General features: G+C 54.3%; 17 protein-coding genes and 2 pseudogenes. 1 reads left to right on the forward strand and 18 read right to left on the reverse strand.

The window, feature by feature from the left end; all coding sequences use genetic code 11:
• Positions 1 to 8: 8 nt before the first annotated feature.
• Positions 9 to 914, reverse strand: a complete 906-nt coding sequence (lipA, locus tag VK70_RS18015; RefSeq protein ID WP_025699881.1) for a lipoyl synthase — start codon at positions 912 to 914, stop codon at positions 9 to 11.
• A 209-nt stretch (positions 915 to 1,123) separates the two neighbouring features.
• Here lipA and VK70_RS18020 point away from each other — a divergent pair, with 209 nt between their 5' ends.
• Entirely contained in the window at positions 1,124 to 2,293 is a 1,170-nt protein-coding gene (locus tag VK70_RS18020) for a M23 family metallopeptidase (protein WP_025699883.1), read from the forward strand.
• Here the strand turns inward: VK70_RS18020 and VK70_RS18025 are convergent.
• The 17 genes and pseudogenes from VK70_RS18025 to VK70_RS18105 all read right to left on the reverse strand — a co-directional run bounded on the left by VK70_RS18025 (position 2,288) and on the right by VK70_RS18105 (position 22,072).
• A complete protein-coding gene (locus tag VK70_RS18025) occupies positions 2,288 to 4,258 on the reverse strand; it encodes a sigma-54-dependent Fis family transcriptional regulator (RefSeq protein ID WP_025699885.1) in 1,971 nt (656 codons plus the stop codon). The genes VK70_RS18020 and VK70_RS18025 overlap by 6 nt on opposite strands.
• A 290-nt stretch (positions 4,259 to 4,548) precedes the next feature.
• Entirely contained in the window at positions 4,549 to 5,934 is a 1,386-nt protein-coding gene (gene lpdA / locus VK70_RS18030; protein ID WP_025699886.1) for a dihydrolipoyl dehydrogenase, read from the reverse strand.
• Positions 5,935 to 5,948: 14 nt separating this feature from the next.
• Positions 5,949 to 7,364: a dihydrolipoamide acetyltransferase family protein gene (locus VK70_RS18035; protein ID WP_046723609.1), complete on the reverse strand. Its 1,416-nt coding sequence runs from the start codon at positions 7,362 to 7,364 to the stop codon at positions 5,949 to 5,951.
• A gap of 16 nt (positions 7,365 to 7,380) precedes the next feature.
• Positions 7,381 to 8,352, reverse strand: coding sequence for an alpha-ketoacid dehydrogenase subunit beta (locus tag VK70_RS18040; protein WP_025699889.1), 972 nt, complete (start codon positions 8,350 to 8,352; stop codon positions 7,381 to 7,383).
• Entirely contained in the window at positions 8,349 to 9,305 is a 957-nt protein-coding gene (locus VK70_RS18045; RefSeq protein WP_411431708.1) for a thiamine pyrophosphate-dependent dehydrogenase E1 component subunit alpha, read from the reverse strand. Before VK70_RS18045 ends, VK70_RS18040 begins: the two co-directional genes overlap by 4 nt.
• 309 nt (positions 9,306 to 9,614) lie before the next feature.
• Positions 9,615 to 10,277 carry an alpha/beta hydrolase gene (locus VK70_RS18050; RefSeq protein WP_025699892.1) on the reverse strand — a complete coding sequence of 221 codons (663 nt, stop codon included), beginning with the start codon at positions 10,275 to 10,277 and terminating at the stop codon, positions 9,615 to 9,617.
• 198 nt (positions 10,278 to 10,475) lie between these two features.
• Positions 10,476 to 10,691 (reverse strand): annotated as a pseudogene (locus VK70_RS18055) (hypothetical protein); the annotation flags it as partial.
• Between the two features lie 69 nt (positions 10,692 to 10,760).
• On the reverse strand, positions 10,761 to 12,113 hold the full coding sequence (locus tag VK70_RS18060) for an RNA-guided endonuclease TnpB family protein (RefSeq protein ID WP_046723610.1): 1,353 nt from the start codon (positions 12,111 to 12,113) through the stop codon (positions 10,761 to 10,763).
• Positions 12,114 to 12,273: 160 nt separating this feature from the next.
• Positions 12,274 to 12,981: pseudogene (locus VK70_RS18065) on the reverse strand (heavy-metal-associated domain-containing protein); the annotation flags it as partial.
• An 89-nt stretch (positions 12,982 to 13,070) separates the two neighbouring features.
• The gene (locus VK70_RS18070) at positions 13,071 to 13,568 is read right to left on the reverse strand and encodes an extracellular solute-binding protein (protein WP_158454076.1); all 498 of its coding nucleotides are present in this window, start codon (positions 13,566 to 13,568) and stop codon (positions 13,071 to 13,073) included.
• 18 nt (positions 13,569 to 13,586) lie between these two features.
• Complete coding sequence (locus tag VK70_RS18075; protein WP_046723611.1) at positions 13,587 to 14,447, reverse strand: ABC transporter substrate-binding protein; 861 nt, start codon at positions 14,445 to 14,447, stop codon at positions 13,587 to 13,589.
• Positions 14,448 to 14,483: 36 nt separating this feature from the next.
• Positions 14,484 to 14,684, reverse strand: a complete 201-nt coding sequence (locus VK70_RS18080; RefSeq protein WP_025694273.1) for a cation transporter — start codon at positions 14,682 to 14,684, stop codon at positions 14,484 to 14,486.
• Between the two features lie 120 nt (positions 14,685 to 14,804).
• Entirely contained in the window at positions 14,805 to 15,791 is a 987-nt protein-coding gene (locus VK70_RS18085) for a carbohydrate ABC transporter permease (RefSeq protein ID WP_025694274.1), read from the reverse strand.
• Between the two features lie 20 nt (positions 15,792 to 15,811).
• On the reverse strand, positions 15,812 to 16,678 hold the full coding sequence (locus tag VK70_RS18090; RefSeq protein ID WP_025694275.1) for a carbohydrate ABC transporter permease: 867 nt from the start codon (positions 16,676 to 16,678) through the stop codon (positions 15,812 to 15,814).
• Complete coding sequence (locus VK70_RS18095; protein ID WP_052756014.1) at positions 16,675 to 19,017, reverse strand: DUF5696 domain-containing protein; 2,343 nt, start codon at positions 19,015 to 19,017, stop codon at positions 16,675 to 16,677. Before VK70_RS18095 ends, VK70_RS18090 begins: the two co-directional genes overlap by 4 nt.
• On the reverse strand, positions 19,014 to 21,143 hold the full coding sequence (locus VK70_RS18100) for a YIP1 family protein (protein ID WP_025694656.1): 2,130 nt from the start codon (positions 21,141 to 21,143) through the stop codon (positions 19,014 to 19,016). Before VK70_RS18100 ends, VK70_RS18095 begins: the two co-directional genes overlap by 4 nt.
• Before the next feature lie 23 nt (positions 21,144 to 21,166).
• Positions 21,167 to 22,072: a carbohydrate ABC transporter permease gene (locus VK70_RS18105; protein WP_025694657.1), complete on the reverse strand. Its 906-nt coding sequence runs from the start codon at positions 22,070 to 22,072 to the stop codon at positions 21,167 to 21,169.

Genomic DNA, 22,072 nt, shown 5'->3' on the forward strand with positions numbered 1-22,072 from the left:
GCCGGCGGTCAGTTTGCCGCCATGCGATCCTCGCGGGTCTTCGCGGCCGATTCGACCTGCTCATGCGCATGATAAGAGCTGCGCACGAGCGGCCCAGACTCCACGTGGCTGAAGCCCCGCTTCAATCCCTCTTCCTTCAGCCGTACAAACTCCTCCGGCGTATAGTATTTAACGACGTCCAGATGCTGCGGAGAAGGCTGCAGATATTGGCCCATCGTGAGGATATCGCAGTCCGCCTCCCGCAAGTCGTCCATCGCCTGCAAAATCTCATCCCATTCCTCGCCAACGCCCAGCATAATACTGGACTTGGTCGGAATGTTCGGCTTCATTTCCTTAGCCCGGCGCAATAGCTCCAGGGAGCGGCGGTACCTCGCCTTAGCCCGCACCCGGTCGGACATGCGCTCGACGGTCTCGATATTATGATTCAGAATGTCGGGATTGCTGTCCATTACAATCTGGAGACTGCCCTGGTCGCCGAGGAAATCGGGAATGAGCACCTCCACGCTGCACAGCGGCAGGCGTCTGCGGATCGCGGCTACCGTCTCGGCAAAAATCTTCGCTCCGCCGTCCTTCAAATCGTCGCGTGCCACACTCGTTACGACACAGTGCCGCAGATTCATGCCTTCCGCAGCTTCGGCCACCCGTTCCGGCTCCTGAAGATCCAGTTCGGTAGGCATCCCGGTGTTAACCGCACAGAAGCGGCAGGCACGGGTGCAAATATCGCCCAGGATCATAAAAGTAGCGGTACGGTTCGCCCAACATTCGTAAATGTTCGGGCAGCGCGCCTCTTCGCAGACGGTATGTAAAGTTTTGGAACGCATCATTCCTTTAATATCCTGATAATTCTCGCCGGTCGTCAGCTTAATCCGAATCCAATCCGGCTTGGGTTGTTTGGCAATTTCTTTTCTAGTCATGGTAGTAAACCCCTCTTCCGACTGAATATGAAAAGCTTTAAAGTTACTGCCTTACATTATAACATGCACGGTAGGGAAATGCCTGCTTTTGTGAAAGAAGAGTGACAAAATCAATAGCGCGGCCGGAAACCTTCGGAATAAAATGCGCCGATTTGTTCAATCTAAGGTAAAACGTTAGTTCATACGGGAATGAAAGGAGAACTATTACTGTGCCGTTATGGAGCGTAAATACGAGACGGGCACTGCTGTCTCTGTCTGCGGCGGCCCTGCTGTGGGGAAGCCTTGACAATCCGGCGGCGAATGCCGGGCTTGCCGACCCCACGAATACGAAGACCACAGCTGCCCCGAAAAAAAAAGATAAGGCGGCGGGTAGACCGCAAGCCGCTAAAAGCGGCAGTCCTGCTGCCGGTTCACGGAACAACCTCCGTTCTGTCGGCGCCGGAAACGTCTTTGCCGTCCGCCAGGCGCTATACGATCAAATGAGCACGGTCACAGGCATTCCTTGGTTCCGTTTTGCCGCCATTGACCAATATGAGCGAACCCTTACCAAAAAAAGCAAAGACGGGAGCAGCGCGCCTGAGCGCCTCACCGGAATTCATATCCCGGCGCCGCTATGGTGCGGACCGCTGAATCCCAACCAGGAGGATACTTCCCCGGCTACGATCACCTTCTTTGGCGGCATTGGCCGCGACGGCTCAGGAGACGGCAAAGCCGATCCGGAGAACGATCTTGACGCGCTGTACACGATGGCCCGCCACCTGATGAAATACGGCCTTTCCGCCAGCGACTTCGGCATTGGCGTCTGGGAGTATTACCATAACCCCCGCGCCTCCCAGCGCATCGCCCAATTCGCAAAGCTGTACGATCATTTCGGCCGCCTGGATTTATCGGGCAGCGCCTTTCCGCTCCCGCTCGGCAGCACCTATTCCTACAACAGCACCTGGGGAAGCGGAAGAAGCTGGGGCGGCGCGCGGATACATGAAGGCACCGACCTGTTCACTCCCCACGGCGTTACTGTGCGAAGCACCTGCTACGGCATTATAGAGACCAAGGGCTGGAACCGATTTGGCGGCTGGCGGATCGGCATCCGCGACATCGAGAATCGCTACCATTATTATGCCCACCTGTCCGGCTTCGATAAATCGCTGTCCGCCGGCGATATCGTCATTCCCGGACAGCAGCTCGGCTGGGCCGGCAGCTCCGGGTACGGCAAGCCGGGCACTCAGGGGAAATTCCCGCCGCATCTGCATTACGGTATATATAAAGACCGCGGGCTCACAGAATGGGCCTTTGATCCTTATCCGCTGCTGAAGCAGTGGGAGAATGCCGAACGGAAGGCGCTGCATAAGAACAAAAAGGGCAGCTTTGGTAAGTCATGATTCATCTCTGCCAATGCCGTATTCCGCCAGTTTGCGGTACAAGGTCGACTTGCCGATATTCAGCATCCGGGCGGCCCCGACAACATTGCCGCCGCTTGCGGCCAGCGCGCGGCGGATGCTCTCTATCTCGCTCTGCTGCATACTCTTGACAATACAAGGATCGGCAGGTGCGGACGCATGGGCGAGCGTAGGTCGCGGGTCCGGGAGGCCGCTTTCCTTCTGCCCGGACGGAATCTGAACGGCATCCGATTCGGAAATACAATCCGAGCCGCATAGATAGTAGGCGCGCTGTACCGCGTTTTGCAGTTCACGCGCGTTCCCTCTCCACTGCCGGTCCTGCAGTCTTTCCAGAAATGCGGAGTCAAACCGTTTGGCCGGCCCGGGATTATCCCGGTTGCACTTGCGCAGGAAGAGCTGGGCGAGCGGCGCGAGATCCTCGGTACGCTCCCGCAGCGGCAGCAGCTTGAGGTTAATGACATTGAGCCGGTAATACAAATCGCTGCGGTAAGCCTTCTGCGAAATTTCCTCCAGCAGATCGCGGTTGGTGGCCGCAATGACCCTGACGTTAAGCTCGCGTTCATGCTTGCCGCCGATCCGCCGGACCTTGTGGTTATCGAGCACCCGCAGCAGTTTGGCTTGAATCTCCAGCGACAATTCCCCGATTTCGTCTAGAAATAGGGTTCCGCTATTCGCCAGCTCGAACTTTCCGGGATTGCCTTCACGCAGGGCACCGGTAAAAGAGCCTTTTTCATACCCGAACAGTTCACTTTCTACCAATTCTCTCGGAAGCGCCGCGCAATTAATAGCGATAAACGGTCCGTCCGCGCGCGAGCTGGCGTTATGAATGGACTGGGCAAACAGTTCCTTGCCGGTGCCGCTCTCTCCTTCGATCAGAACCGTGCAGTTCGTTCGGGCGATTTTCCTTGCAAAATCGATCTGTTCCCGCATATAAGGATTATGGGTTACGATATCCTCAAACCGGTAGTTCGCCTTGAAGCCGGCAAGCTGATTGACCTCTCTGCGCACCTGCCTGGCTTCCCGGATCGTAAGCGACGCCCCGATGACCCGATCGCCAAAGGAGTATGGAAAGATATTGGCCATGCAATCGATCTTTTTTCCATTTACTGTAAGCGTGCAATCCGCATAACTGATGCGCCGCTTGTTCCGGAACACGCCGTCCAGATCGACATCCTGCAGCAGTTCCTTAATATCCAGCCTCCGAACCTCATCCATCCCCAGCATAAAAATGGAGGCCAGCCGTTCATTAAACTGCCTGATTCGGTAATCCGTATCAATGACCAGCAGTCCGTCCTGCATCGACTGAAATACGGCATTCATCAGCTGGTTCGTCTCCAGTACGTTAAGCTGTTCTTCGATGCTGCTTACGGCCGATACGGCGATGCCGAAGGTGTGGGGATGCACATCCTCCGCTTTGCCCGACAGATCCAGACATCCGATCACTCTCCCGGAGCTATCATGAATAGGGGCTGCCGAGCAGGTCCACGCGTGATGCGATTCGCAGTAATGCTCGCCCCCGAGCACCTGCAAGGGCATGTCGATGGCCAACGCGGTTCCGACGGCGTTGGTGCCGACGCTGAGCTCATCCCATTTTGCCCCCTCGATAAAATTCACCTTCGCGCACTCCGGCTCAATCTCCTTGTTAAGCAGGGTGCTGAGCAGCACTCCGTCCTGGTCGGTCAGAACGATGGCGTAAACGGTATCCTTGATCACCTGATAGATGCTGTTCATAATCGGTTTGGCTACGGAAATGAGCAGGCTCTTCTCTTCCAGCCGCCGCGCCAGCTCCTCCTTGGATACCTGCACTCCTGTTCCCTGCTGAGGGTTAACCCCGGCCATCCGGCATCTCCTCCATGAAGCGAGTATAACAGGCCGTATTCCTTCTGGAATCTCCCCATGTGCTTCAAAAGCATCCCAGCTTCTCACCGTATTCGGATAACTGATCATAATTAGCCGCCTCCCCCTTGTCTTTGCATGCTTTTGACGCTTCCCGCGCAGTAGATACTCGCTTCCGCCCTTAAGAATCGGCGTTACCCGATTGCCAATACGTTCCCACCGCGCTGACGGCCGCGAATTTGTTTTGTATGCGCTTACACTTATGCTTTATTATAAGGGGCCAGTTGGAAGCTGATACATGCAAAAAAACGGATAAGGTGAACTTCTCATGACAATTTCCCAATATGGGAAAAGGCAGCGTCCGTTCATCTTATCCGCAGGCGGAAGCAGGGAGGCTTCGCTTAATGCGAATGGATCGCGCGGTGATTCACGGCAAGCGCCGCTTCGAGCAAAGCTTCGGATACGGTCGGATGCGCATGCACCGTCGTTTCGATCTCATCCACCGTCGCTTCCAGCCGAAGCGCCAGCGCGCCGGCCGCGATCATATCCGTGGCCCTTGGACCGGCAATATGAAGTCCGAGAACTTCACCGGTCCGCGCATCGGTTACATATTTGACCAAACCATTGGTTTCGCCCATAATCATGGATTTACCGTTGGCCTGAAGCGGAAAGCTTCCCGTCTTCACTTCCAATCCTTGTTCCCGGGCACCGTCTTCGGTCAACCCGACCGAAGCCAGCTCCGGCCTTGTGTACACGCAGGACGGCACCGTCCGGAAATCCACTGGGGCCTGCTTCCCCATGATATGCTCCACCGCAACAATGCCTTCCGCCGAGGCGACATGCGCCAGCATAATTCCGCCGACGCAGTCGCCGATAGCGTAAATGGACGGCACCGCTGTCTGCATGTTGCGGTCGACCTCTATGGCGTCCTTCTTCATAGACACGCCGAGAATCTCCAGCCCGAGCCCCGACGTCAGCGGACGGCGGCCAATGGATAGGAGCACTTTCTCCGCTTCGATGGTGATCGGGCCGGAAGGCGCGACCGCCGTTATGGACAGGCCCTTCGGCGTTTGTTCGATCCGCTCAACCCGGGTTTCCGTGTGAACGTCCACGCCGGCGGCAGCGAATTCTTTCCGCAGGCAATGGACGATGTCCCGGTCCATCACGGCGATCAGCTCCGGCAGCATCTCGATAATCGTTACCTTGCAGCCCAGGCTGCTGTATATGCTGGCGAACTCGCAGCCGATTACTCCTCCGCCGATAATGCAGAGGCTGCCTGGCACCTCAGGCAGCGACAGGGCCTCGTCGCTCGTAATCACGTCGGAAAGCTCCGTCCCTGGAATCGGCACCCTGGACGGCACCGAACCGGTAGCGACGATGGCGCGGTCAAAGCTGATCGTCTGCATGCTGCCGTCTTCCTTGCTTACTTCCAGCTCGTGCACGCCGGTAAATCGGCCGGTGCCGATAATTTTGGTCACTTTGTTCTTCTTCAGCAGCGCGTCGATTCCGCCGGTGTTGATCCGGATAACCTTGTCCTTACGCTTTTGCAGCCTCTTCCAGTCCACCGCAAGCTGCGGAACGTCAAGGCCGATTTCGGCTGATTCACGCTTAAGCGCCGTGTAGAGCTCCGATGTATGCAGCAGCACTTTGGTCGGAATACAGCCGACATTGAGGCAGGTTCCGCCCAAAGCTTTTTTTTCCACAAGGGTCACTTCGGCTCCCAACTGGGCAGCCCTTATCGCGGCAACGTAACCGCCCGGTCCGCCTCCCAGTACCACAATTTTCATCCCGCATTCTCCTTTCACAGCAGCAGCAGCGCCGGATTCTCCACGTACGCCTTGATTCTCTGCATAAACTGCGCCGCAACCGCGCCGTCCACCGCCCGGTGATCCGCCGTCAGGCTGAGATTCATCAGCGGCTTGATAATGACTTCGCCATTCACGGCAACCGGCGTATCAACGATGGCATTTACGCCGAGTATCGCCACTTCGGGCTGATTGATAATCGGGGAGAAGGATTCCATACCATACATCCCGAGATTGGTTATGGTAAAAGTGCCGCCGGTCATGTCTTCCGGGGTCAGACTATTGTTTCTCGCGCCTTCGGCAAGGAAGCGCACTTCATCCGAGATTTCGCCCAGACCTTTCAGATGGGCGTTACGGACAACCGGCACGACCAAACCGCTCTCCAGGCCGACAGCCACGCCAATGTGAACCGCGTTTCTCATAACGAGGTCGTTGCCTTCGATGGAGCAATTAAGCAGCGGGAATTCGAGCAGCGCTTTGGCGGTAATCGCGACCAGCAGATCGGTGTAAGTGATCTTCCGCAAATCTTTCAGCTGCCGTCTAAGGGCGGCGAGCGCGGAGGTATCCACCCGCATGTTGTAGGTGACGGTTGGTGAAATATCAACGCTTTCGCGCATCCGTTTGGCAATCACCTTCCGCATGGCGCTCATCGGAACCCGCGACACGGCCTGCTCCTCCGCAGCCGTATTCCGTGCCGAAGCCGCTGACCGGGAGCCGGATACGGAGGCGGGAGCCTGGCCTGCGCTTTCGGAGATAGCCTCTCCCGTAGCGGCAAAAGCGCGGACATCCGCCTTCATAATTCTGCCGTCCTTGTGGATGTCAGCGGGATTTACGCCAAGCGCCGCCGCTTCCTTCGCCGCAGCCGGGGAAATCTTGACCTTCGGCGACCCGTGCTTGCCGCTCTCGGCATAACGCCGCACGTCGCCGTCCGTTATCCGGCCCTGCGGCCCCGTACCTTTTACCGCAGACAGCTCCACGCCCAGTTCCTTCGCCGTCCGCCGCGCCAGCGGCGATGCCTTGATCCGGCCGCCGCTGTGCTGCGCCCATCCGTCCTCCGCAGCTGCGGCATCCGCATCGGAAGCGGCAAGGCCGGATGCTCCGTCGCCGGAAGACGCCGCTTCTCCTTCTGGCGGCTTGCCGGAGGCGCCCGCCGGGAGCAGCGCGGATATATCCTCGCCCGCGTCCGCAATAATCGCCAGCGGATGAAACACCTCCACCGTTCCTTCCTCGACCAGAATCTCCCTTAGTACTCCGCTGGTCTTGGCTTCGATTTCATTGGATATTTTATCGGTCTCCACATCGAACAGAATGTCACCCTGCTCTACGCGGTCTCCCTTGGCCTTTCGCCAATTGGAGACGGTTCCCTCCGTCATTGTCAGCCCGAGCTTGGGCAATACGACAAGTTCAGCCATGACACACCTCCATCATTTAGAACATCTCTTTGCAGCCTTTGACAATATCCGCCACACTTGGAAGCACCAGCGACTCTAATACCTGGGAGTATGGAACCGGAGAATCCAGCGCGCCGATCCGCACAACAGGAGCGTCCAGCTCATCGAAGCACTGCTCCGAAATGAGCGCCGACAGCTCGCCGCCATAGCCGCCGCGCTTCACTTCCTCCGTCACGACCAGCGCCCGGTGCGTCTTGGCGACGGACCCAAAGATCGTCTCTTTATCCAGCGGATAGAGCGACCGGAGGTCTATCACCTCGGCCTCGATGCCGTCTTTGGCGAGCGCGGCCGCCGCCTTCAGCGCGTCATGAACCTGCTTGCCATAGGTGATGATCGAGACATCGGCGCCTTCCCGCGCAATAGCCGCCGAGCCAAAAGGTACCTTGGTCACCTTATCCGGCACTTCACTTTTTTGCGAGTACAGCACCTTGCTCTCGATATAGACCACGGGATTGTCGTCGTCGATGGCGGTCAGCATCAGGCCCCACGCATCCGCAGCATTAGACGGATACACAACCTTGAGCCCGGGCACATGCGTCACCCACGCCTCAAGGGAACCGGAGTGCTGCGCTCCGGCGCTGATGCCGCCGCCTGCGGGGAGACGCAGCACGAGCGGAACGGAGATTTTGCCGCCGAACATATATCTCATCTTGGCCGCCTGGTTTACCAGCCCATCCATGCCGAAGGTTAGAAAATCAATGAACATCAGCTCCGCCACCGGCCGGAGTCCCGTTGCCGCAGCACCCACCGAAGCGCCGACAATAATCCCTTCCGAAATCGGTGTGTCGCGCACCCGCTCTTCGCCGAACTGCTCCCACAGCCCTTTCGTGACGCCGAAGGTGCCGCCGTAAGGGCCGACATCCTCGCCCAGCAGAACGACGTTCTTGTTCTCCAGCATTTTCTCCCGCAGGGCTTCGCGGATGCCCTCGCCATAGGTTATTTTTCTCATCTGATTCGCGCCTCCTCAATCAAATCGGAGTAAATGTCCTGCACGGAAGACTCCGGAGCGGGATGGGGGCTAGCATCGGCGAACTCCAGCGCTTCCCGGATTTCTTCATCCACCTCGCTGCGGACCGTCTCAAGCTCCTCCTCCGTCAGGATACCGCTTCCTAGCAGATGGCTTTCGAATCTTGGAATCGGGTCCTTTTGCAGCCATGCCTCTACTTCCTCCTTAGGCCGGTAAGCGCCCGGATCGCCTTCAAAATGGCCATGCTGTCTGTACGTTTTAAATTCCAGCAGCGTCGGTCCTTCGCCCGCACGCGCCCGGCTCACCGCTTCGCCCACCTGCTCATAGACCGTGAGCACATCGTTGCCGTCCGCCGAGAGCGCAGGCATGCCGTACCCGATCGCCCGCTGCGAAATGTCCTTAATATTCTGGTGTCTCGCCTGGCTGACGGAGATGCCATACAAATTGTTCTCGCAGACGAAAATAACCGGAAGCTTCCACAGACTGGCTAGATTCATCGCCTCGTGGAAGGTGCTTTGATTGGTGGAAGCGTCTCCAAAAAAGCATACGCTCACCTGGTCGGTGCCTCTGTACTGCGCGCTCCAGGCCGACCCCGTAGCGATCAGATGTCCGGCCCCGACGATGCCGTTAGCGCCAAGGATGCCCAGTTCCGCGTCGGCAATGTGCATGGACCCTCCTTTTCCTTTACAGTAACCCGTCTCTTTGCCGAACAATTCCGCCATCATGTACTTCAAATTGCCGCCTTTAGCGACGATATGCCCATGCCCCCGGTGGGTGCTGGTAATATAATCGTCGTCTCTTAAGTTCGCGCAAGCGCCGACCGCAATGGCCTCTTCACCGATATATAAATGCACAAAGCCCGGAATCTTGCCTTCCGCGAAGAACACCGAGGCCGTCTTTTCAAACTTGCGAATTCTCAGCATTTTCCGGTACATCTCACTCAACAATTCTTTTGAAATGCTCAAGTGAATCCCTCCCGTTTCTGAATGTACTGCCATGCTCCCCCCCAATGAAACCTCCTTCTGATTGATTTGCCTTTCACTTAAAATATAGTTGCAATTTCCGTGCCAATATTTAGCGCCTGTATAAGATGAACTTGAAAAATGACATCAGAGTAAGGAGTAACGGAGGGGGAAGCAACGAAATACCCGAAGCAAGAAGCGAAGTGCGAAAAAGCCCTTCCCATAATGGGAAAGACTTAGTGAAATTATTCCCATATCGGGAAGAGGCGGGAAAGATGGGAATCAGGAAGCGCCGCGGATGAATTGGAGAACCTCATCCATGACCTTGTCCTTCTCCTCGCAGTAGCACAGCATATGGCCGCTGCGTTCGACCAGCAGAACTTCCTTGACGGGAGAAGCGATATGCCGCTCCAAATAGGCCGCACTCTTGGTTTTGACGAGATGGTCTCTCGTTCCCTGCACAATGAGCGTCGGCGCCTCGATCTGCGGGAACAGGTCAAAGCTCTCCCGGACAATATGGTTAAATTCGCGGTTGGCATGAATCGGCGTCGAGCCGAACTTGCTCACATAATTCTTCAGCATCGAAAGGCTTCCTAGCGTCTTTACAATCTCGCCCGGATTCAGCGGGAAGACCGGCGCGGCGAGCAGGGTCAGCGATTGGACGAGGCTTTTGTAGCGGACGGCCAGACGGGAAGCGATTAACGCCCCCATCGAAAAGCCGATGATATGCACGCCCTCCCCGCTCTCCGCAAACTGCTCCAGCTCGCCCCCGGCCTGATGGTACCAATCCTCTCGGGTGGCCCGCCGCATATCGGCCCTTCGGCCGGTGTGCCCTTTTAGCGTGAACGTTCGGGTTAGATATTGATGCTGGTTCAAATATTCCGACAGAGGCTCGATTTCAAAAATACCCCCGGTAAATCCGTGGATAAACAGACAGCGTTCCATGATCATTCCTCTTTTCGCGGCGGTTCGGTGGTGCAATGCCTTCATTATACGCCTGCGGCGGAGGGGATACCAAATCTCTGAAACATAAAGCTGCGGCAAAAAACCTTTCCCATTCCGGGAAAGGCCAATAAGGACGCTCCCCATTTCGGGAAGGACAGGGAAAAATAGTCTCTCTTTTCCTGCCTTTGCATCATATCGCTACACTTTCAGCCGCTGCAGCCTGAGCGCGTTCAGCACGACGGAAATGGAGCTGAATGCCATCGCCGCCCCGGCAATCCATGGAGCGATGAGGCCTGCTGCGGCAACCGGTATGCCGAGCGTATTGTATCCAAGCGCCCAGAACAGGTTTTGCCGAATATTAAGCATCGTTTTGCGGCTCATAAATATAGCGTCGGGAATACTGGTGAACTCTCCCCCACTTAGCTTACACAAGAAGTGGGGGCTTCTGTTGGCATCGATACAGGGTTGCACACGCTGTGAGCTTCATAATTGAAGGCTCAACGCCTGTTGCACCCTAATGAGGGAAGCCAACGTCCAATACGTTCGTTTTGCCAATGAAGGGTCTTTTGCCTCCAAGGACAACCACATCTTTTCAGATGTGGCTTTGTGTATATTGCGCAGCACGTATCGTGCGCCGATGTTATATGAGGCATTAAGGTCCGCGTGATACGTTTTGCCTGTTTGGAATACAGCAACATCCCGCTTCGTGTTGCGTTGTACAAATCCACTGCCGTCAAAAGCAAGTGCGCTGGTATTTGCAGGGTTGACCATGGAAACCCGCATCCCCAGGAAATGCGCCATTTCGATCACTTTCGTCTGGATGCGCCGTTTGGCCCAAAACTGGAGTTTGGCACGAAGCCGCTTGGCTCCCCATGTTCCTTTAGGCAGACGCATCTTGCCTAAATACTCCATGACAATAACATCTGCGCGGTGCTTTTGGGCAAAGGCGAGGATTTGATGTGCGGTATCGTGGACGATATGCGTCTGTAAGCCGTTCATCCGCCGCCAGAAATTCGGTTTTACGCCTATACCGGATTGACGCTGGGCTTGTTTCAGTTTGCCTGTGATTTGACGCATCCGATCTTTTTCTTTGGCTTGGTTGATAAAGGTCCTCGCCAAGACAGTGCCGCTTGCGTCCATCACGGAACAGACTGCGGAATTCGTTAATCCCAAATCCACGGCACACATCCGCTGCTTGGAATGTTCCGCCTGAGTTAACTTCACTTCCCCCTCATAGGCGATATGAAGGGAATAGCGATTTCCTTTCCGAACCAATGTTGGGTTGCATTCTTTCATGCTCCACACGTTGCGTTTGAATAGGTCCTGCCCCTTAAAGGTAATAGGGAGCCAGACCCAATCGCCTTGATGAAATACCTTGATGTTGGCTGCCCTATCGGAGGTTCGTATGAACATATTGCCTTTGTAGAAGCAAGGGAACGCCTGAGGCTGATCTTGGAGTGTCGGTGGTTTCTTCGAAAAGCGTTTCCCTTCTTGCTGGGCGTGTTGCCGCTCGGCTTGCCAAAGCTCAAAACGGGAATGATGACTTTTCACAATGCCAAACGCTTCGGCAATGGCGCTTCTGCGGAAGTACGAAGGAAACTTATAAAAGCGTTGATCGAATTCGGTGTAGGGCGGATTCGGATTATGCTTGGTACGGTGAGTCAGCCGTTCTACCGCCGTCACCACCGCTTGGGTGGATAACGGTGCCAAGGCGATAAACTGCTCTTGAATTACCGTAATTAAGAAGGACAGTGCTTCTTGATACACATGGAGAGTCGCATCCAGCATGCGGTGGTGAGACGTAATCGGATGTTTGAGTGTTTTGACCACCTTCATGAGATACGCCTCCATCGCATGTTTGATGGATCTAGCATAACACAAGAACGTATGTTTGGTAAAGCAGACGTGTCTAACCCCCGCCTTCGCTGTTGGCTTAGAGTTGGGGGACTGCGACACTAAATCTGTTCAAGGAATGATGAACGGGCTGTCCAATCGATTGCAAAGTCAAATACAGACTGTAAAAATAAGCGGCTGACGTGCCGAGAGCAATCAGAACGTCCATATTCGCGCTTTTGTTTCGAAGCGCTTTATAGGCATGCACATAAAACTTGCCGCCGATGATAAATTGAACCGGTGTTGCAAGCGCCAGCTGAAACCACGGGTTCATAAATATGGCCGGACTCCAAATCCATGACGTAAAGGAGAAGTACCCGACCATGGACCAAAATAGAGGAAAACTGAGCAGTGCCGCGCATATCAATTTGATTTTGTCCGTGCGAATCTGCTGATCGCGATCTTCCCCGGCACTTTCTTTCTCATCTACCAGTGCAGCCGTGAACCCGAGCTGATTGACCTTTTTGATGAGGTCTGAGACGCCGATCTGTGCCCCCGAATACTCAATATGCGCTGTTTCGAGCGTTAGATTGACGCTTGCGGACGAAACCCCCGAAAGCTTGTTCAACCCTTTTTCGATTCGTGCAGCACAAGCTGCGCAGGTCATCCCGCCAATTTGAAAGTCCACGGTATCTCTCACGGTTCCAAAGCCGAGGCTTTCGATTTTCTTCTCGATTTGGGAACCGTTAACTTGACCCGGATCATAGGAGACGGTCGCCTGCTCCAAAGTAAAATTGACCGAGGCTTGCCGTACACCGTCCATTTTGTTTAATCCTTTTTCAATCCGTGCAGCGCAGGCAGCGCATGACATTCCCGTTATTCTTAACGTATCTAGCTGTTCGGCAGGTTTAACCAGCTGGTGCAATTTCGATCACCTCATTCTGTCTTCATATCGCCGAGTTAATTTTTGCCGATCAGTTCCTTGATTTCAGCGGCATACTTGTCATCCATTTCCCTAAGGAACGATACAATATCCTTATCGGAGGTCATGAAATCGCTAGTGCTGTTGTCAATAAAGTCCGGTCCGCTGTAGATAATATTAGGTCCGTACACGGAATATTCGGGCAACTTGGCCGTCACTTGCGTAAACGGAGCGGTCAGATTGAACGTTTTTCCGGTTTTCTCCAGTTGAGATGCGCCGAATTGGGAAATGGTTTCCTGATTTTTCGTCACCGGCACGAACCCGTCGCGGGAGCGAACCAATTGCCCTTCTTCCGAAGCGAGGTAAGCCACTACCGCCCATGCTGCGTCTTTATGTTTACTGTACTTGCTGATGTTGAGCGCCTGCGGCGGAGCTGTCGGAGCGACGTTCGGATGGTCGGCCCATACCGGAACGGTTACCAGATCGAAGTTCAGTCCTTCCACATTCGTGTAAGGTTCAATGAGTTCAATCGGCATAATGGTCATCGCGATATTTTATTCGGTATCGAAGCTGTATTCCGTATCGCTCGTATCAATCATGCCCGGAATGTGCTTATACTTGTCCATCATCTCGAAGTATTGCCTGAACGCCGGCTCTTTCGAGAACAGCACTTCGCCCGTCTTAGGATCGGTGCCGCTAACGCCAAACTGGGTGAACATGAATGAATAGAACGGAATAGTCAGTCCTTTATATTTCACTCCGTCCCGCTCGCCGGTCACTTTCTGAGCCAGTTCCAGCGTCTGGTCGATCGTCATGCCGTCTTTCGGATATTCGGCGCCAAACTTATCGAAGATGCTTTTATTGTAAAAGAGGCCGTACCTTTTTTCCGAGATCGGCAGGCCGTACAGTTGATTCTTCCCTTCCGGATCGCGGGAACGAAGATTATCGATAATGCCATCGCGGTAGATGGACAAGTCGTATTTGCTGGCGGCAATTTTGTCATCTATCGGCTCGGTCATATCAAAGTTTTTGGCCAGTTGATAATCCTGAGCGACAAATAGGTCAAGGGATTCGCCCTTGGCAAACAATTCTTCCAAATTCTTGGAGTTATAGCGCTGCTTCGTTTGTTCGACTTTAATATTCGGGAATTTGTCTTCGATGCTTTTGCGGATCAATTCCCACCATTCGGGAGCTGCCCCGTACATGATTTTAAGCGTAACCGGTTCGCCCGTATAAGTGATCGGGTCCGCAGCGGCAGTATCCGCCGCCGGAGTAGTTTGCGCTTGCGGGCTGGCTGTCGGATTCGTATCCGAAGCTGTGTTCGCAGCCCTGTTCGAGCCGCTCGAGGAGCAGGCGGACAATAATACCATCAATAAAACTAACACTGGAATAACGCCTTTATTTATCTTGTTCATTTCCAATCCTCCCGTTAAGTTGCACTTGAAAGCGAATTAAACGACGTCAAAACCTTTGTCTTCGATAGCTGCCTTCAGCGCATCGACCGTTACTTTTCCTTCTTCGTACGAAATCGTAACGGATTTGGCAGCCAGATCTACTTTTCCTTCTGCGCCCAGATCTTTAATCGCGCCTTCCACTTTGCTTGCGCATCCCCCGCAGGACATTCCTTCAACATTTAGCGTAATCGTTGGCATAATCATCGAACCCCTTTTCACAAGTTAAAGTATGCATACTCTTTTATCCCATTCAGTCATTTGTTTGGCCGCCGCTACATTGTACTCACCCCTTTCATCAATCTTCCGGCGCTCCTCACGTTAATCAATAAAGCCTGACCGCTCGACGCTCTTCACGAAATACCGCTGCGCCAGGAAAAAAATAATAAGCGGCGGCAGGATAACCAGGAAACTCGCGGCCATCTTGATCCCCTCCATGAGCAGAAGCAGCATTTCCTCGCTGTCCAGTATCGTTTTCAAGTCTTCATCCATCCTCGCCATCTGCAGGGCCAGCGGAACGTTGTCCGTGACCGACAAAAAGATGTTCGGATAATACGTGTCATTCCACGTCCAGATGAACGAGAAGATGGAAACGACGAAGATGGACGGTTTCGCGAGCGGGAACATAATTTTCCAATAAAACTTGAACGCCCCCGCACCGTCGATTTTGGCCGCCTCCTCCATTTCCACCGGTTGGGTCATATAGAATTGCCGGAAAATAATGACGAACAGCGACCCTTTAATGCCGAAACCGAACACCGAAGGAAGGATGAGCGAAATGAGATGATTTTGTAATCCAAGCTTCGTGTACATGATAATGAGCGGCAATACGGTCACTTGCGGCGGAATGATGAAGGCCAGCACGAGCATGACCAGCAGGACGCTTTTTCCGGGAAAATTCATTCTCGCTAGAGAGTAGCCCATCATGCCGCATGTAATGACATGAAACAGCGCCACGACTGCGGACACCGTAATGCTGATCAGAACGGACTTGCCGTACATAAGCGATTGCGCGGCATCGGCCAGGTGTCCCCAATAGATTTCGCGCGGAATCCACTCCACCGCCGGGTCCAGCATGTCATCCTTGCTCATGACCATCTTGACCAGCATTTTCAGAATCGGGTTCAGGTAAATATAGGCCGTTATGACGAGCACCCAATAAATGAGCAGCTTAAACAGCAGCCCCCGGTTAATTTCCCGTCCGAAAAAGAGGTAGCGGATATCGGTCACCTTCAAACGGGACAATCGGTCCCAAATTCGGCCGCCCTTGCTGCGTTTATTCAGCCAAAGCTTGCTTTCCGTACGCATAAATCCACCTCCCAATCCGCTCAGAACTTCCAGGCTCTGGCCGCGTTTTTATTAACCCGCGAATACAAGAGCAGCATGATGCCCAGAAAGATGACAATAATGAAAAAGTAAATTAACGCCAGCGCGCTGTTGTATCCGTAATTGCCCGTCGTAATCAGTTGAATGATCGGATTGTACGGGAAGGTAAACATATCCACGACCGAGTAAATCAGATTCAGCAAAATGAAGGGCGACATCGCCGGCAGCGTGATTTTCCAGAATACTTCCCAGGGCGACGCCCCGTCGATCCGCGCCGATTCGTAAGCCGATTTGGAGATCGTCTGGCGTCCGGCCAGGAAGATCAGAATTTGCACCCCGGAATACCAGAGCACAAGCACGAACCGGTTCAGCACATCTTTCACCGGGCCTGCCCAGGAACTGTTCCCTAGAAAAAGGTCCAGATAGCCGCCTACCTCAAAGCGATCCATAAATCCGAGCGATCCTTGGCCCTGGTTGACGAACTCGGTCAGAATCGAGCCGGAGGTGAAGATGATCGGGAGGAAAAACACGACACGGAATAGGACACGGCCCGGAAATTCCTGATTGAGCAGAATCGCAATGAACAACGAGAAGACGAGAATGACCGGTACCATAATCGCGATCTCCTGGAAGAATGGAATCAGCTCGTCGTATAAGGCAGAGCTGCCGAACAGGATTTCCTTGTAATAACGGAGTCCGAGAAACTCGTACTTGAATCTCGTCGGCAGAACGGATACTTTATGGAAGCTCATGTAGACCGAGAAGCCGATCGGGAACGCCATAAAGAGCAGAAAACCGAGCACCCACGGGCCAACGAACGGCAGCGCTTCAAAGTTGCGGGGCCGCTTCATCGTTCTGTTTTTCATCATTCGGGTTCCCTCCCTTCCGTAACAGCAAAACTGCCAGGGCCGACATGAATGCCGTTGTTCTCATAAGGCTCATCGTTAAAATTGACGATAATCCGTTTGCCGCCTGAGTACGTCGTCTCGGTCACTCCGGCTTGCAGGGCGCGCATGCCAACGATGAACTGGTTCTGCACATCGCCCAGAGCTTCGTTGAAGCGCTGGTACTGCTTCGCAATTTCGCCCGACCAGTCTTTGTAGCAGGTGCTATAGGACTCTTCCGACGACTTCGTGCCGATTAATTTTTGCGACGGCTCATACGTGAGCAGGTAAGCGGGCACCTCCCCGTAAGCAATCGCCTGCAGCAGCGTCTTGTTGTAATTGTCGCTCAGATTCGCGTAGCCGGATGAGTACGGAATAAGTCCATGCAGGGCAATTTGGGCAAAAGGAACCGTCTCGTCGACGAACAGATCAAATGAATATTCATGCGACAGACCGAACACGTGAGCCGCTTGTTTCAGGGCGTAGAAGTTCGCCAGCGACACGTCCGCCGCTCCCAGAACCGATACCGTCTGCCCGATAATGCTCTCCTGAATCTGCTTGGATTCCGTGCGCGATACCGGACTCCTCTCGTTATAGTCGCTGTTCAGCTGCTGCCCGATGCCGCTGCCGAAAGCGAGGCCGTCTACACCAAGCTTCTTGAGGCTTTCCAGATCGCTCAGAATCGTTCTCTCCATAAATTTCGGGCCAGCGATCGTAAGGCCGCTGTAATCAATGACGTAAGAGCCGAGATCCCGCAAGCCGTCGCGGTTTTTGCGAAATCCGTCCTCTCCGTTGTTGTTATAGGAATAGATCGAACCGTCCAGCATAACCGTGAAGCCTTTGGAATGAGCCAGCTCCGCAAATTCCCGCATTCCCTCATCCCCGCCAATCCGCGGGTCAACGGGCAGAGCGCCGCCGAATTCGCTTATTCCGCCCTGCTGCCAGCCTTTGTACGTGATCCGCATTTGCGAAGCACCCATGCTGCTCAATTGGCTGATCATTTCCTTCGCCTGGGACGTCGTCGTGAAAGTCTCGTAGCTGTCTTTTATGAAGCCCTTCTTCGTATCGGCGCCGAGCAAATCGATCTTGAAGCTGATGCCGCTTGTTTTATTTCCGAGCGGCTTCATTCCCTGCTCTTCTATCAGATGCTGGCGGTAACGGCCCGCCATGCCGACATAATCGGCCTGGTCATGGACAAGAAAGTAATAACGGACGCTCCGGTCCGTGCCTGCCCGTGAACGGCTGTACGTCATAATGCCGGTCGTCTTCTGCGAGTTCGTCGGCTGAAAAAACTTGAAGCGGTAGCCGTTGTCTACGGTCGCCCAGTTATACGAGCTGAACGCCCTGGAAGGAGCTGCCGTAATGCTTCCGTATTCCGCGCCGCTGCCGACTACAGCCAGAACGGCGCTGTCCCCCGATTTGATGCCGAAGACCGGCATTCGCACCGCCTGGCGGGTCGATAACGGATTGTTATGGCTGTAAGACCAATCCTCCCCGTAGATGCGTTCGGTATAAATGGAATTTCCTACGCTCGCCTGCTCGGTTTGGAAATTGAGCAGCGCGCCCGGACCGTCCGGAATGAACAGATAGCCCTGCTGCCGCCCCGATGTCTCCGCTCCAAGGAACGGATATAAGCGAATGGAAGCGATGCGGGCATTCGGGTCTTTCTGGCCTTTGCGCACAGCCGCTGCCAGCGCCGTTTCCTCTGCCGTCTTCCCGTCCTTCAAGCCGTGATCTTGAATCGTCGTCTCCACATAGTCATCCTTCAACCTGACGCTCACCGGAATGGTAAAGCCCAGCTTCGGCATCAAGTACGAAAGGGTAAAGCCGTCTCCCGTCAGTTTAAAATCGCCGATAAGCCCTTGCTGGTCCAGCATGTTCGTATCTTTAAGCAGATGCTGCTTCAAGTTGAACTCCACATAACGGACCGAGACCGGCGAGCGGAGCTGGGACTTTAGCGCCCCCGCATTGTCGGCGTTTGTCCATCCTTGCGGATTCGGGTACGAACGCCACACCGTTCCGGTTTCCTTGTTCACGACGATAAAATGCCCGCTGCCCGGATGCACCTTTAGCTGTAATACATTGTTCTCGGCTGCAAGCCGAAACTCGCTGGCGGCGGGGAACAGCTCCTGTGTGCCAAGGTCAAACTTCGTCGTTGTCACCGGAGCGGCAGGAGCCGCCGGGGCTGAGGGGGCCGCTGGTTTGTTCGCCGCAGCCACTTGGCCTGTTGTTGGTTTCATTATGATGAAGGCTGTTGCAATCGAAGCTGCGATAAGAATGGCACCCACAATCAGGAAGCGTTGGTAGGCAGGATTAAACTTCACATCGAGACCTCCTGATAGATAGAATAGACAAACCCCCGGAGTTCGGACGTAAGACCGACAACGATGGAGATAAGCACCCACATAATGACCATCGCCACCGCCGTAAGAACAATGCTCACAATCGTCTCGCCCACGCTGTAATTTTGCACCTCCTGGATGTTCCAGAAGAACAGCAGCGCGCACCAGATGTACACCGACGAATCGAAGAAGCTGTAAATCGACAGCTCGTTCAACGTCATCACGTTGGACAGTAAAGCCAGGGGCAGTCCCAGCAGCACAACCGGGAACAGACAGTAGCTGTTGCCGATGAACACATCCTTGAAGCGGGCTTCGCCCTGCTTGATCGTCCCAATCAGGTAATTGCAGACAACCCAGGACAGCCAGGTGAACAAAAACACATATACGAATGTGCTGCTGCGCCACTCCGCAGGCACCGGCAGGAAGGAGAAGCTGGTCCCGTACTGCTTGACCAGCAGCACGCCGGCCGTCAGCGTCAATAAGATGAACGCACTGACATAGCTGCCTTTGTTCTTGTATCTGAGATCGCCGAATCCGTCAATCGGATGCTTGATCATATAAACGGCGTGCCATAATTGGCCTAGCAGCACATTGCGCTTCCACCAGCGCCCCGGCCTGTCCGGCCTCGGGCCGCGATGCTTCTTCCTCAGCCTGGAGATCAGCCAAAGGGCCAGCCCTAAGCCGACAATCGAATTGGCGATGAACGAGAAATTGGACTGAAACCATTTCAAGCGGATTTGCCAGAAGGAATCCGAGTATCCGCCTGCATCGCCTGCCATTTTGTACAGCTCCATCGCTTTGGTGTAATCGCCCTTGTTATACGCAATCTGTGCAAGCTCCTGATAAGCGGGAGAATAGAGGGCGTTCTGCCGCAATACGTCCTTCCAGCGGGCTTCGCTCTCCTCATATTTGCCTTCCCGGGTCAAGCTTGCCGCCGTGCCGATGGCAGCGCCAAATTCGGTAGGCTTCAGCACATGTATCAGGTTTTGCGAATCGTCCAGCACGTACAGCTCCTTTTTCGAGTTGGAGGCGATGGATACCGGGCTTTGGCTGATGCCAAGCTGCGGCTGGCCTGCAACAATCCGGCCGCTCCATGCAAATTGCAGCTCGCCGTCCGCGCTGTACTGGCTGACGGTATTGGACGTCTTGTCAATGGCAATGACGCTGCCGTCTGGGCTAACGGTTATGTCCGTCAGCTGCGATTTTGCTGCCGAACCGGTGCCGTCGTCGGCGCTGCCGGTCTGGCTGCCTATCCGGTTCGAGAAGTTTTTGTTTTTCCATGCATTTTCTCCACGAATATTCAGCTTCTTGACCTGTTCTCTCTCCGTGCCGGACACGGTATAGATGAAGCCTTCATCGTCAATGAAGATGTTGCGGATCGCCGCCGGCAGCGTCCGTACCTGCCTGCTCAGTTGTTCTTGCGAATAGAACGTTCTGCGGATGATATCCATCAGGCTCACTTCGGTCGTATTCGTGCCGTAGAATCCGAACCAATTGCCCTGCGGGTCCAATTGAACGACGCCTTGGTAGCTGCCGCTTGAAATGATGTACAGAAATCCGCGTTTATCGACAACCATATTAATCGGCTCAAACAGGAAGGAGTCGTTCATGTAGCTTGACTTCGGACGCCCGAACACTTGCAGCAGCCGGCCGTCCTCATCCAGCTTCACCACCCGCTTGTTGCCGGTATCTGCAATATAAATGGTTCCTTCCGCCGTTACGAATACCCCTTGCGGCTTGTTAAGCGGACTTTTCGGTACGGTGATCGCTCTAACAAAAGCGCCCTTCGCATCCAGATGCACAATCCGGTTATTGTCGGTATCGGCAATGTAGATTTGATCGTGCTTGTCAATGAACAGATCCTGCGGCCTTCGAAGAGGCGAATACGTTCGCGTTACAATGCCTTTCTCTTCCTTAATGACATTAATATCGTCAGCGATAACTTTCTCCGGGTAATACGCCGCCGGAGTCCGGATGATATGACCGTAACCGTCCAAGCTGTACGTTTCGTAGGGCGGCTGTGCATGGGCATCAGGCGAGAGCCAAACCGCGATCATTACGGCCAGTCCAAGAAACAGCGATAACTTAATTCTTGCAGCCTTTCTCATTGCTCGACCTCCGTTTGATGCACCTACTTGATGCCCGAATGTGCCATCGTCTGGATGACCTTGCGCTGCGAAATCAGAAAGATAATCAGATTAGGAATAAACAGAATCAGCGCAGCCGCCGCAGCCGCCCCTTGCCGGGCTACATTGTTCGCCAGATTCGTCGTCAGTGAACCGACAAAATACGGCCACGACTTCATCGCTTCGTCCTGCATGAACAGTTGGCTCGTCTCCGTATTCCCCCATGCCGTCTGAAAAGCCAATATGATCAAGGTGGCAACAGCCGGCGACACAACCGGCAGCACGATAGCGGTGAATACTCTGAACTCGGAAGCCCCGTCAATCTTGGCCGCTTCGATCAGCTCGTCCGGCATCTGGTCCATGAATTGCTTGAGCAGAAATACACCGAGCGGCAGCGCAAGGATAGGCAGAATATGTCCCCAATACGTATTCATAATGTCGAGCTGCCTCACGACGAGGTAACGGGGAATCCCCATCGCTTCCACCGAAACCATCAGCGACACGAGAATGAGGCCGAATATGAGTTTGCGTCCCGGGAACGGATGCTTGGATAACGGATAGGCGCACAGTGCTCCGAATACGACCATGCCGATCGTCGACACAGCCGATATGATCAGGCTGTTCAGAATATACCGGGTCATCGGTATAAATGATTGATCGGAGAAGCTGAACAGCTCTGTGAAGTTGTCCAGCGTCGGCTGATGAACAAAAAATGTCGGCGGGAACAAAAACAGCTCCTGCAGCGGCTTGAAGGCATGGTTGAAAACATAAACGATGGGCAGAAGCATGAACACCCCCAGCAGGGTAAGCAGCACGATAAGAAAACGCTGAGTATGGTCCAGGCTTCGGAGCGTGCTCCAGAAAATGCCCCCTGCGGCCAACCGGTGTCGTCCGGCCGTTCTCCTCTTCAT

Source organism: Paenibacillus durus ATCC 35681 (genome assembly GCF_000993825.1).
Lineage (GTDB): Bacteria > Bacillota > Bacilli > Paenibacillales > Paenibacillaceae > Paenibacillus_AQ > Paenibacillus_AQ durus_B.